This is a genomic window from Streptomyces sp. NPDC050988, assembly GCF_044456225.1.
Lineage (GTDB): Bacteria > Actinomycetota > Actinomycetes > Streptomycetales > Streptomycetaceae > Streptomyces.
The window spans coordinates 42108-53784 of the sequence record NZ_JBITFQ010000015.1; the positions used below are offsets into that span (position 1 = coordinate 42108).

The 11677-nt window shown below is 71.5% G+C and carries 11 protein-coding genes; 6 read left to right on the top strand and 5 right to left on the bottom strand.

The features are described 5' to 3' along the window. The first annotated feature begins 8 nt into the window (after window positions 1–8). Complete coding sequence (locus tag ACIBEI_RS28535; protein WP_398893107.1) at window positions 9–239, top strand: hypothetical protein; 231 nt, start codon at window positions 9–11, stop codon at window positions 237–239. A gap of 174 nt (window positions 240–413) precedes the next feature. On the opposite strand, the gene ACIBEI_RS28540 is transcribed toward ACIBEI_RS28535, so the two are convergent. Together ACIBEI_RS28540 and ACIBEI_RS28545 are read right to left on the bottom strand one after the other, a co-directional pair. Beyond that, window positions 414–1742, bottom strand: coding sequence for an MFS transporter (locus tag ACIBEI_RS28540; protein WP_398893108.1), 1329 nt, complete (start codon window positions 1740–1742; stop codon window positions 414–416). A 163-nt stretch (window positions 1743–1905) separates the two neighbouring features. Further along, window positions 1906–2508, bottom strand: coding sequence for a hypothetical protein (locus ACIBEI_RS28545; RefSeq protein ID WP_398893109.1), 603 nt, complete (start codon window positions 2506–2508; stop codon window positions 1906–1908). 102 nt (window positions 2509–2610) lie between these two features. On the opposite strand from ACIBEI_RS28545, the gene ACIBEI_RS28550 reads away from it, so the two are divergent. The 3 genes from ACIBEI_RS28550 to ACIBEI_RS28560 all read left to right on the top strand — a co-directional run bounded on the left by ACIBEI_RS28550 (window position 2611) and on the right by ACIBEI_RS28560 (window position 4761). Continuing rightward, the gene (locus ACIBEI_RS28550; protein ID WP_398893110.1) at window positions 2611–3702 is read left to right on the top strand and encodes an exo-alpha-sialidase; all 1092 of its coding nucleotides are present in this window, start codon (window positions 2611–2613) and stop codon (window positions 3700–3702) included. Between the two features lie 37 nt (window positions 3703–3739). Next, window positions 3740–4444, top strand: a complete 705-nt coding sequence (gene npdG, locus ACIBEI_RS28555) for an NADPH-dependent F420 reductase (RefSeq protein ID WP_398893112.1) — start codon at window positions 3740–3742, stop codon at window positions 4442–4444. A 128-nt stretch (window positions 4445–4572) separates the two neighbouring features. Beyond that, window positions 4573–4761 carry a hypothetical protein gene (locus tag ACIBEI_RS28560; protein ID WP_189838244.1) on the top strand — a complete coding sequence of 63 codons (189 nt, stop codon included), beginning with the start codon at window positions 4573–4575 and terminating at the stop codon, window positions 4759–4761. On the opposite strand, the gene ACIBEI_RS28565 is transcribed toward ACIBEI_RS28560, so the two are convergent. Further along, the gene (locus ACIBEI_RS28565; protein WP_398893113.1) at window positions 4751–5551 is read right to left on the bottom strand and encodes a site-2 protease family protein; all 801 of its coding nucleotides are present in this window, start codon (window positions 5549–5551) and stop codon (window positions 4751–4753) included. The two genes, ACIBEI_RS28560 and ACIBEI_RS28565, sit on opposite strands and share 11 nt — an antisense overlap. A gap of 130 nt (window positions 5552–5681) precedes the next feature. Here ACIBEI_RS28565 and ACIBEI_RS28570 point away from each other — a divergent pair, with 130 nt between their 5' ends. Together ACIBEI_RS28570 and ACIBEI_RS28575 are read left to right on the top strand one after the other, a co-directional pair. After that, complete coding sequence (locus ACIBEI_RS28570) at window positions 5682–6227, top strand: Uma2 family endonuclease (protein WP_398893114.1); 546 nt, start codon at window positions 5682–5684, stop codon at window positions 6225–6227. Between the two features lie 34 nt (window positions 6228–6261). Next, window positions 6262–9609 (top strand): AfsR/SARP family transcriptional regulator, encoded by a 3348-nt coding sequence (locus tag ACIBEI_RS28575; RefSeq protein ID WP_398893115.1) that lies wholly within the window; start codon window positions 6262–6264, stop codon window positions 9607–9609. Window positions 9610–9653: 44 nt separating this feature from the next. On the opposite strand, the gene ACIBEI_RS28580 is transcribed toward ACIBEI_RS28575, so the two are convergent. Both ACIBEI_RS28580 and ACIBEI_RS28585 read right to left on the bottom strand, forming a co-directional pair. After that, the gene (locus tag ACIBEI_RS28580; RefSeq protein ID WP_398893116.1) at window positions 9654–10490 is read right to left on the bottom strand and encodes an ABC transporter permease; all 837 of its coding nucleotides are present in this window, start codon (window positions 10488–10490) and stop codon (window positions 9654–9656) included. Beyond that, window positions 10487–11512: an ATP-binding cassette domain-containing protein gene (locus ACIBEI_RS28585; RefSeq protein ID WP_398893117.1), complete on the bottom strand. Its 1026-nt coding sequence runs from the start codon at window positions 11510–11512 to the stop codon at window positions 10487–10489. Before ACIBEI_RS28585 ends, ACIBEI_RS28580 begins: the two co-directional genes overlap by 4 nt. Window positions 11513–11677 lie beyond the last annotated feature (165 nt).

Sequence of the window (11677 nt, forward strand, 5' to 3'; positions counted from 1 at the left end):
CCCCAGCCATGGCCCTGTTCAAGAAGCGGACCGTCGGGAAGCCGGGCGAGTGGTACTACTGCCTGGAGCACAAGAAGGTCGAAGAGGGCCCCGACTGTCCGGGCAAGGACCGGTTCGGTCCGTACGCGTCTCGCGGTGAGGCGGAGCAGGCGATGGAGATCGCTCGAGAGCGGAACCTTGAATGGGAGAACGACCCTCGCTGGCACGATTCCGCTGCGCGGGGCCCGGAAGACGACTGACGGCTCCGCCGGTGGGGTGGTCATGAACCTGCGGGTTCGTCGTGGCTGATCGCGCAGTTCCCCGCGCCCCTAAAAGACAAAAGCCAGGGGCGCAGCCCCGCTTTTAGGGGCGCGGGGCTGTGTCGATTTGCGGCTCCGCCGCGTGGGCGCGACCAGCCCCCACCGGCCCGCAGCCTAGGAACCGGCCGCAACCTTCCCCCTCGCCTCCTTCAACCGCACCGCATGCTCGTTCGTCCGCACGTCATACGTCATCAGCTTCGGGAGGCACAACGCCAGCGCCCCCACCGCGGCCACGCACAGCACACCCCCGGCCCACACGGACCCCCGCACACCCATCCACGCGGCCATCCCGCCGGCCCGTACCTGGCCCAGCTGGGGTCCCACCGAGTAGGACAGCAGCTCGATCCCCGCCAGCCGCCCCCGCAGCTCGTCCGGGATCGTCTGGTTCCACATCGCCGCGCGGAAGATCCCGCTGACCATGTCGAAACAGCCGCCCAGCGCGAGGAACAGCAGGACCAGCCACACATCGTGAACGACCCCCGCGGCCACCATCGCGAGCCCCCAGAACGCCGCCGCCAGCACGACCATCCGCCCGTGCCGGTGCACCCGGGACGTCCACCCGCTCGTCAGGCTCACCAGCAGAGACCCGGCGGGCAGGGCCGCGTACATCAGGCCCAGCGACCACTCCGCGTCCAGTTCGTCCGCGAGGAAGGGCAGCACGGCCAGCGGGAACGCGAAGAACATGGCGGCCAGGTCGATCGCGTACGTCCCCAGCAGTTCCTTGCGGCTCCAGGCGTACTGGGCCCCCTCCAGGATCGACCGCAGTGACGGCTTCGCGGCCTCGTGGGCGGCGGGAGAGGCCGCGAGGCCCACCGCGAGAACGACCGACACCACGAAGGTCGCCAGGTCCGCGGCATAGGCCCAGCCGAGCCCGGCGTACGCCACGACGAGCCCCGCGACCGCCGGCCCCGCGACGCCGCCGACCGTCCACCGCAAGGAGTTGAGCGCGGCCGCCGCCGGCAGGTGCTCGTGTCGCACGATGCGCGGCGTGAGCGCGTCCAGGGCGGGCCGCTGGACGGCGACCAGCGAGGAGGAGAGCGCGGCGACGGCGTACAACGGCCACACCAGGGGATCCGGCAGCAGCGCGTTGACCAGCAGCACGCCGCTCAGCAGCCCCTGCCCCACCTCTGTCCAGAGGATCAGCTTCCGCTTGTCCAGGGCATCGGCGAGCGCCCCGCCGTACAGCCCGAACACGATCAGCGGGACGAGTTCCACCGCGCCGATCGCGCCGACCGCCACCACGGAACCGGTCAGTTCCTTCATCTGCACCGGCAGCGCGACGAAGGTCAGGAAGCTGCCGAAGTTGGTGACGAGCCCGGCCACCCACAGCCGCCGGAAGTCGGCGGAGGTCCGCCACGGCGCGAGATCGGGCAGTAGCGCGCGCAGGCGCGAGGGGGCCCGTCCGCGGGCGGATTCGGGGGCGTCGCGATCGGGTTCCGTCACGAGGTGCCATGGTCCGGCTCGGCCCCCGACGAGGACAACCGCTTTTCCGGCCGCGGAGGACGTTCAGGCCATCGGCGAGCAGGTCACCCGCACGGCTGCACCGGCGCGTACATCAGCGGCTCGGCACCGGTCGTAGGCCAGAGGCGCGACACCGGCGCGTATGTCACCAGCGTGCCGGCGGTGGAGACGTCAGCTGGTCCGCCAGTCGCGACAGCCGGTCCCGCAGCCGCCGTCGGCTCCGCGGTGAGGGCAGCGAGTTCTCCCCGGCCGCCGCGCTCACCAGATGCTGCACGGTGTCCAGGTCGAGGTCCGGCTCCGACGGCACCGCGAGCGCCTCGTGCGCCATCGCGTGAAGGTCGCGGTCGCCGCGGTCCAGGGCGAGGACCGTCGCCCCGGCCCGGCGCGCGTCGTGGACCCGTTCCAGGAGCGGGGCCCCGGGCGCGTCCGGCGCCACCACGAGGAGCGTCTCGCCCCGCCGGGCCGCCTCGATCCGGCCGAGTCCGACGGCCAGTTGGGCCGGGTCGCCGGGCCGCGCCCCGTGCCGTACGAGCGTCGGTGTCAGTTCCGGCGTGCCCGACCAGGCCGCCTCGTCGACCAGATGCGCGGCCAGGTGCCACGGCTCGTACTCCGCCGTCCCCACCAGCAGCAGTCCGCCCCCGTGCGGCAGCACGGAGGACCGCAGCGCTCCCGCGAACCGCCGCGTGGCACCCGGCCACTCGGTCCCGGCGAGCACTTCGCGCAACAGGGCGACCCGTACGGCATCCATGCGCACGCATCCTGCCGCAACCGGCCACTCGTCAGGTGGAGTTCACCATGAATTCGCCCGGGGTGGGCAGAGTGTCCGTCCGAGTCGGTAAGGGAGGGTTCCATGGCCAGTACTGAGACATCCGTGCCGTTCCGGGCGGGACAGGAGGGCTACGCGAGCTTCCGGATCCCGGCCGTCGTCGCCACCGGCCGGGGTACCGGCAGCGGCACTCTGCTGGCCTTCTGCGAGGGCCGGGTCGGCTCCCGCGACGACTTCGGGAACATCGACATCGTGCTGAAGCGCTCCACTGACGGCGGTCTGACCTGGGGCCCGCTCCAGGTCGCCGCCAAGAACGGCGACGCGCTCTCCGGGAACCCGGCCCCCGTCGTCCTCGATACCGGCCGCGTCCTGCTCGTGCACCTCCGCAACGCCGCCCTCGCCACCGAGGACAGCATCCGCCGCGGCAAGGTGAGCGCCGCCGACGGACGCCGCGTCTGGGTCCAGCACAGCGACGACGAAGGGCTCACCTGGTCGAGCCCGAAGGAGATCACGAAGCAGACGAAGAAGGACACCTGGCGGTGGTACGCCACCGCCCCGGGCCACGCAGTCCAGTTGAGCACCGGCCGGGTCGTCGTCCCCGCCAACCACTCCCTCCCGCCGGCCGGCAAGGACACCGGCACCGAGGGCAAGTACAACGGCGGGCACTGTCTGCTGAGCGACGACGACGGCGGGACCTGGCGCATCGGGTACGTCGACGACAACACCGACAACTACATCAACGTGAACGAGACCACGGCCACCGAACTCCCGGACGGCCGCGTCTACTTCAACACCCGCACCGACTCCACCGCGCCCGGCACCCGCGCCGACGCCTACTCGCGGGACGGCGGCCAGACCCTGGTCAAGCCCTTCCGCCCGCAGGCAGGCCTCACCGGCCCGGTCGTCGAGGGCAGCGTGCTCCAGCTCCGCGACCCGGACGTCCTGCTGTACTCCGGCCCCGCCGACCCAGGCTTCCGCGCCCTGATGACGATCCGCGCCAGCACCGACGACGGCGTCACCTGGCGGCCCGCGCACACCGTGGACGGGCTGCCCGCCGGGTACTCCGATCTCGTCCGCGTCGACGAGGACACCGTCGGACTCCTCTACGAGACGGGCGACTTCGGAGCGTACGAGACCATCGTCTTCCGCAGGGTGCCCGTGACGGCGCTCACCTGACCGCCGCGGACGCGAACCGCGCACGTAAAGTCGGCCCATGACCTCTACTGACAGTGCACAGAAGGCGCCCGCGAAGGACCCCTGGGACCTTCCCGACGTGTCCGGGCTCGTCGTCGGCGTCCTCGGCGGCACCGGTCCGCAGGGCAAGGGCCTCGCCTACCGGCTGGCGCGGGCCGGCCAGAAGGTGATCATCGGATCGCGGGCCGCGGAGCGCGCGCAGGCCGCCGCCGACGAACTCGGTCACGGCGTCGAGGGCGCCGACAACGCCGAGACCGCCCGCCGCAGCGACATCGTGATCGTCGCCGTGCCGTGGGACGGACACGGCAAGACGCTGGAGTCCCTGCGCGAGGAGCTGGCCGGCAAGCTCGTCGTCGACTGCGTCAACCCGCTCGGCTTCGACAAGAAGGGCGCGTACGCGCTGAAGCCCGAGGAGGGCAGCGCGGCCGAGCAGGCCGCCGCCCTGCTGCCGGACTCGCGGGTCACCGCCGCCTTCCACCACCTCTCCGCGGTTCTCCTCCAGGACCCGGAGATCGAGGAGATCGACACCGACGTCATGGTCCTCGGCGAGGAGCGCGCGGACGTCGAGATCATCCAGGCGCTGGCCGGCCGCATCCCCGGCATGCGCGGGGTCTTCTCCGGGCGGCTGCGCAACGCCCACCAGGTCGAGGCGCTGGTCGCGAACCTGATCTCGGTGAACCGCCGCTACAAGGCCCACGCGGGTCTGCGTGTGACCGACGTGTAGGCGTACGGCGGGCGTACGGCGGGGCGTACGGCGGGTTCCGGACGTGGGGGACACTGGAGGCAGCAGTGTCCCCCAGCGGGACCGCCGGCCACGGCAGCAACGACAGGACCCGACAGGAGCCGCACCCCATGTCCCGACTCGCCCTCTACGCCCTCGTCGTCTGCCTGCTGGCAACCGCCGCGGCCGTCGTCTCCTTCGTCCAGGGCAGCTGGCTGGGGATCGTGTGGGTGCTGCTCGCGGGCCTTTCGTCCAACATGACCTGGTACTACCTGCGCCGGGACCGGGCGCGCCGTCAGGCGCAGTCCGTCACTGGTTGACCGAGCAGAGCTGGTTGGTGTCCGTCCAGAAGCGGTAGAGGTTCTGCCCGCAGTACGTCCGGAACTCGTCGATGTCCAGGCTGCGCAGGAGCGAATCGATCACGTCGAAGAACACGCCGTTCACCGCCGGGATCCACAGGATGGCGATCACGAGCAGCAGCCCGAAGGGCGCGAGGGGCTCCACCTGGCGGCGGATCTTGTACGACAGCCAGGGCTCGATCATGCCGTAGCCGTCCAGGCCCGGCACCGGCAGGAAGTTCAGCAGCGCGGCCGTGACCTGGAGCAGTGCGAGGAACGCGAGCGCGAACTGGAAGTCCGCCGGTACGCCGTCCAGCGCGTCCAGCCAGAACGGGGCCGTGCAGACCACCGCGAAGAGCACGTTCGTCAGCGGGCCCGCCGCCGAGATCAGGCTGTGCTTCCAGCGGCCCTGGATCCGGTTCCGCTCGATCCAGACCGCGCCGCCCGGCAGACCGATACCGCCCATCATCACGAAGATGACGGGGAGCACGATGCTCAGCAGCGCGTGGGTGTATTTGAGTGGATTGAGGGTCAAATACCCTTTCGCGCCGATCGAGATGTCGCCGCTGTGCAGGGCCGTGCGCGCGTGCGCGTACTCGTGCAGACAGAGTGAGACGATCCAGGCGGCCGTCACGAACAGGAAGACGGCCACACCGGGCTGCTCGGCGAAGCCCGTCCAGGTGGCCCATCCGGTCACCGCGGTGACGGCCACGATCCCGAGGAAGACGGGGCTGATCCGCCGGTCGCTGTGGCGGGTGGTGGCGGTGGTCATGGGGAGGGCTCCCTGGGGTGGTCCGAGGTGTGCGGGTCGACCGTATCGGTGGTGTGGGGGGAACGTCCTGCGGACCGGTGTGGGTTCCTGATAGTCGGTAGGCTGTAAGCGACTCGACTGAGGAGGTGCCGTGACGATCGCCGAAGACTGGGTGGCGGACGCCCTTGAGGCTATCCAGCTGCCCAGGAGGATGCGGCTCCGCCTGACACGGAACGGACTCACCGTGGTACCTGTCACGCAGGCTCATCTCACTACGCAGCGCCGCATCCTCGCTCAGATTGAGACCGGCCTGCCTGGATGGGTTCCCGTGGGGGAGTTCAGTGTCCTGCCACCTCGTGAGGGATACCAGCCGGAACCGGATGCCTCGGCTTTGCCTGAGGACAAGTTCGACGCGAGCAAGAGCAAGTTTCCCGAGGATCTCCTGCCTTTCGTGGTCGAGGTCGTGTCCCCCGAGAGCGCGGGCCGTGACTACAACACCAAGCCGGAGCACTACGCGCTGCGCGGCATCCCGGTGTATCTCATCGTCGATGTCCTCGCGGCCAGCTGGACGCTGCTGACCCAGCCGGAGAACGGCGCGTACCAGTGCACCCAGTCCGGACCGTTCGGCAAAGAGATCGAGATCCCCGTCGCCGACCAGACCCTCGTCCTCGACTCCTCCCAGTTCATGCGGGTCTAAAACCCGGGGCGGGTCCGTAGCGCCAACAGGGACAATGGACCCCGTGCGCTACCGCATCCTCGGCACCACCCAGGCACTCCGCACCGACGGCACGCTCGTCCCGGTCGGCGGGGCACGGCTGCGCGCTCTGCTGACCGTGCTCGCCCTGAGGCCGGGGCGGACCGTGCCCGCGGCCCTGCTGGTCGACGAGGTGTGGGGCGCCGACCCGCCCGCCGACGCCACGGGCGCGCTGCAGGCCCTGGTGGGGCGGCTGCGCAGGGCGCTCGGCGCGGACGCGATCGGCTCCGCGGAGGGCGGCTACCGCCTGCGCGCGGCGGCCGACGACATCGACCTGCACCGCTTCGAGCGGCTCGTCGGCGAGGGCACCCGCGCGCTCGCCGACGGCGACCCCGGCAAGGCGGCCGTCGTCCTCGACGACGCCCTGGCGCTCTGGCGCGGCCCCGCCCTCGCCGACCTCCCCGACCGCATCGCCGAGTCGTCCCGCTGGGAGGCCCGCCGCCTCGATGCCCACCGAGCCCGCCTCACCGCGGCCCTCGCCCTGGGCCAGGCCGAGCAGTACCTCCCCGACCTCACCGCCCTCTGCGACGCCCACCCCCTGGACGAGCCCCTCCAGCTCCTGCGTCTGCGAGCCCTGCGCGACGCGGGCCGCACCGCGGAGGCACTGGCGGGCTACGAATCCGTACGACAACTCCTCGCCGACCGCCTCGGCACCGACCCTGGACCCGAACTGCGTTCGCTGCACGGGGAGTTGCTGCGGGGGGAGACGAGCAGGAACGGACACCGGCCGACGTCGCACCAGCAGTCGTACGAGCAGACGCCCGGGCCCCATCCCCCGTCGGGCACCCGCGACCGTCCCGCGCCCCTCGGCAACCTCCGCGCCCGGCTCACCTCCTTCGTCGGCCGGCACACCGACCTGGAGACCATCCGCGGGGACCTTGGGGCCGCCCGGCTCGTCACCCTGCTCGGGCCAGGCGGGGCCGGCAAGACCCGGCTCTCCCAGGAGGCCGCCGAGAGCGTCGCCGCGTCCGTGCCCGACGGGGTGTGGCTGGCCGAACTCGCCCCCGTCGACGACCCGGAGGCCGTGCCCGAGGCCGTGCTCACCGCGGTCGGAGCGCGGGAGACCGTGCTGCGCGGCGCCGGCGCCGAGGAGATGCGGGCCGTCACCGACCGGCACGACGACCCCCTCACCCGGCTCACCGAACACTGCGCCAAGCGCCGCATGCTGATCGTCCTCGACAACTGCGAACACGTCGTGGACGCCGCGGCCCGCCTCGTCGAACAGCTCCTGGAGCGCTGCCCCGGACTGACCGTACTGGCCACGAGCCGCGAACCCCTCGGCGTACCGGGGGAGTTGCTGCGGCCGGTGGAACCGCTGCCCGAGCCCTACGCGCTGAAACTGCTCGCCGACCGGGGCGCCGCGGCCAGGCCCGGCTTCCGGGTCGACGCCGATGCCGAAACCGCAGCAGCCGCCGCCGAGATCTGCCGGCGGCTCGACGGACTGCCCCTTGCCATCGAACTCGCCGCCGCCCGACTGCGGATGCTCACCCCGCGGCAGATCGCCGACCGCCTCGACAACCGCTTCCGCCTCCTCACCTCGGGCAGCCGTACGGTCCTGCCGCGCCAGCAGACACTCCGTGCCGTCGTCGACTGGTCCTGGGACCTCCTCGACGAGGACGAACGGGACGTGCTGCGGCGGCTGTCCGTCTTCGCCGGCGGCTGCGACCTCGCCGCCGCCGAGGCCGTCTGCGGACCCGCCGCGCTGGAACTGCTCGGCTCGCTCGTCGACAAGTCCCTTGTCGTCGCGGCCCCTTCGCCCCTGGACGGCGCCGAGGGCGAGATGCGCTACCGGCTCCTGGAGACCGTCGCCGAGTACGCCGGGCAGCGGCTCGACGAGTCCGGCGGGCGCCGTGCCGCCGAGCGCGCCCACCTCACGTACTACCGCGAACTCGCCCGCACCACCGACCCGAAGCTGCGCGGCCCCGGTCAGCGCGCGGCCATCGAACTGCTCCAGGTCGAGGGCGAGAACACGCGCGCCGCACTGCAGCACGCCGTCGCCGAACGCGACGAACAGGAGGCGCTCTGCCTTGTCCTCTCCCTCGCCTGGTACTGGCAGATCCGCGACCTGCGGATGGCGGCACGCAACTGGACCCGCGAGATCATGGCGCTCGGCCCCGACCCGTTCGCGCCGCCCGCCGAGCCCGCCGTCCCGCTCTACGAACGGTGCACCGATGCTCCGCCACCGATGCGCCGCGAGGTCCTCGCCGAGGCCCGGCGCGGTGTCCACCTCCTCCATCTCGCCTGTATGGACCTGGAGTTGGAGACCTGGCAGACCTCGGAGGCCGAGGCGAAGCTGCTGGCCATCACCGAGACCTACCAGCCGGGGTACCCGCAGGTCTGCCGCAACCCCGGCTTCCTCTGGTTCTACGCCGTGATGCTGACCGGCGACATGGACCGGCTGCGCGAGGTCATCGACGCGAGCGTCGACACCTGCCGGGAGCTCGGCTACGAGTGGGAGCTGGCCGGCTCCCTGCAGATGCGCGCCAACATCCTGGCCAACCGCGCCGACTGGGCCGGTGACGCGAGGCGTGACGCGGACGAGTCGCTGGAGATCTTCGTCCGCATCGGGGACGGCTGGGGCGCCGCCGAGGCGCTCTCCGCACGGGGCGAGGCCCGTGAGCGCAAGGGCGAGTACCAACTCGCCGCGGCGGACTACCGGGCGGCCATCACCTACGCCGACCGTCTCGGTGCCCGCGCCCAGACGGCGATCCTCACCACCCGTCTCGGCAGCGTGCTCATCGACTCGGGGGAGTCCGAGCGGGGCGAGCGGCTTCTCCGGGACGTCCTGGAACAGGGCCACGGAGCGCGCAACGAGGCGATGCCCGCGGCCCGGCTCTTCCTCGCGGCATGGCTCGGCCGCACCGGCCGGCTCGCCGAGGCCCGCACCCAGATGGACCGCATGCGAGAGGAGTTCGGCGCTGTCCACTTCGTGGTCTTCGACTCGTACGTGCTCGGGGTGGACGCCTGGCTGGACGCCGTGGACGGGCTGTACGACGAAGCGGTGACGAAGGCGCGGGGTGCCCTGCGGCGGGCGCAGGACCCGCTGAGCAACATGATCTCGCCCAACATGACGTCGGCGCATCTGGCCACCGCCGCCCTGGCACTGTCCGGCGTCGACGGCGGACAGCGGGTCCGGGACGCGGCCCGCTGTCTCGGCGCCGCCGACCGGCTGCTGCCGCCCGGCCACATCCGGTCCGCGATCGAACGTCATGTCCGGGAGCAGGCCGAGACGGCCGTGCGCGCCGCCCTCGACGACGAGGCGTACGAGGCCGCGTACGCGGAGGGCGGCGGCCTCTCCCCTACGGAGGCCGCCGCCCTGGCCTGACGACGCGGATCGTGGATGTGCCGTGGTCCGGACGCGCGTGAACGTCAGCTCTTGGTACGGAACTTGTGGATCGCGACCGGCGCCATCACGGCGGTGATCGCCACCGACCAGCCGAGGGTCACCCACAGGTCGTGCGCGACCGGGCCGCCCACCATCAGCCCGCGGGCCGCGTCGGCGAGCGTGGACAGCGGGTTGTAGTCGGTGAAGGCCTGCAGCCAGCCGGGCATCGATGCCGTCGGGGCGAAGATGGACGAGCCGAACTGCAGCGGGAACAGCACGAGGAATCCCATCGCCTGCACGGACTGCGCGTTCTTCAGGATCACGCCCAGGGTGAGGAACACCCACATGATCGACGAGGCGAACACCGCGGCCAGGCCCACGGCCGCGAACAGACCGGGCCAGCTGTTGATGTCGAACCCGACCAGGACGGCGACGATCATCAGCACGGTCGTCGCGAACAGCATGCGGACCAGTTCCACCGAGACCTTCGCGAACAGCACCGAGCCGCGCCCGATCGGCAGGGACCGGAAGCGGTCCATGACACCGGAGTTGAAGTCCTGGCTGAAGCCGGTGCCGACGCCCTGGGACAGCGTCATGCTCATCATCGCGATCATGCCGGGGATCACGTACTGCACGTACCCGTCCTGCCCGCCGCCCAGGGCCTGCCCGATCGAGCCGCCGAAGACGTAGACGAACAGCAGGGTGAAGACGACCGGCATCAGCAGGGCGTCGAACATCGACTCCGGGTCCTGCCGGATCCACAGCAGGTTGCGGCGGACGAGGGCGCCGGTGTGGCGCAGATGGCCGCGCAGCGGGATCCGGCCGTCGGCCTTGGCATCGGCGGCGGAAAGGTCGCTCGGGGCAAGAGTGGTGGCGCTCATACGGCGACCTCCTCGAGATCGGGGGCGGGCGTCGCGTCCTGCGGGCCACTGGCGCGGTGACCGGTGAGGGACAGGAACACCTCGTCCAGGCTGGGCAGTTCGGTGGTGACGGAGGAGAGCGTGATGCCGCGCGCGATGACCGCGCCGACCACGGCGGTCAGCTGCTCGTCGCTGAGGATCGGGACCAGGACGGCACCCCGTTCGGCGTCCACGGTGCTGCTGGCGAGCCCGGTGATACCCAACTCGTCGAGCGAGGCGGCCAGCGGCCGCAGCTGCAGCGGATCGACCGGGCGGACCCGCAGGGTACGGCCGCCGACCTTCGCCTTCAGCTCCTCGATGGCGCCGCCCGCGATGACCTTGCCGTGGTCCACGACGGTCAGCTCGGAGGCGAGCTGCTCGGCCTCCTCCATGTACTGGGTGGTGAGCAGCACGGTGACACCGTCGCCGACCATCCGCTTGATCTCGGTCCACACCTCGTTGCGGGTGCGCGGGTCGAGACCGGTGGTGGGCTCGTCGAGGAACAGGACGGAGGGCTGCCCGATCATCGACGCGGCCAGGTCCAGCCGCCGCCGCATACCTCCGGAGTACGTGCTCGCCGGCCGCTTGGCGGCGTCGGTGAGCGAGAAGCGCTCCAGCAGTTCGTCGGCGCGGGCGCGGGCGTCCTTGCGCGGCAGGTCGAGGAGCCGGCCGATCATGTAGAGGTTCTCCCAGCCCGGGAGCTTCTCGTCGACGGAGGCGTACTGGCCGGTGAGACCGATCACCCGGCGCAGCTGGCGCGGCTGCCGTACGACGTCGTAGCCGGCGACGTTCGCCTGCCCGGAGTCGGGGGAGAGGAGGGTGGACAGGATGCGTACGAGGGTGGTCTTGCCGGCGCCGTTCGGTCCGAGCACACCCATCACGGTGCCCTCGCGGACGTCCAGGTCCACGCCGTCCAGTGCCTTGGTCTCGCCGTAGTGCTTGACCAGCCCCCGTACGGAGACGGCGGCGTTTCCGCCGCTGGGGTTCTTGTCGATTCGCGTCATGCCGCCAAGGTGTCAGTCGCCACCGACAAACCACCGACATGTTGCCGACAGGCGGTTGTTCGGATGTCGGGTGCGGGTGCGTTGTGGCTGGTCGCGCAGTTCCCCGCGCCCCTAAAAGCGGGGCTGCGCCCCTGCTTTTGTCTTTAGGGGCGCGGGGAACTGCGC

Coding starts and splice junctions, on each gene's coding strand:
- ACIBEI_RS28535 (WP_398893107.1), top strand. CDS start 9: ATGGCCCTGTTCAAGAAGCGGACCGTCGGGAAGCCGGGCGAGTGGTAC.
- ACIBEI_RS28545 (WP_398893109.1), bottom strand. CDS start 2,508: ATGGATGCCGTACGGGTCGCCCTGTTGCGCGAAGTGCTCGCCGGGACC.
- ACIBEI_RS28550 (WP_398893110.1), top strand. CDS start 2,611: ATGGCCAGTACTGAGACATCCGTGCCGTTCCGGGCGGGACAGGAGGGC.
- npdG (WP_398893112.1), top strand. CDS start 3,740: ATGACCTCTACTGACAGTGCACAGAAGGCGCCCGCGAAGGACCCCTGG.
- ACIBEI_RS28560 (WP_189838244.1), top strand. CDS start 4,573: ATGTCCCGACTCGCCCTCTACGCCCTCGTCGTCTGCCTGCTGGCAACC.
- ACIBEI_RS28565 (WP_398893113.1), bottom strand. CDS start 5,551: ATGACCACCGCCACCACCCGCCACAGCGACCGGCGGATCAGCCCCGTC.
- ACIBEI_RS28575 (WP_398893115.1), top strand. CDS start 6,262: ATGGACCCCGTGCGCTACCGCATCCTCGGCACCACCCAGGCACTCCGC.
- ACIBEI_RS28580 (WP_398893116.1), bottom strand. CDS start 10,490: ATGAGCGCCACCACTCTTGCCCCGAGCGACCTTTCCGCCGCCGATGCC.
- ACIBEI_RS28585 (WP_398893117.1), bottom strand. CDS start 11,512: ATGACGCGAATCGACAAGAACCCCAGCGGCGGAAACGCCGCCGTCTCC.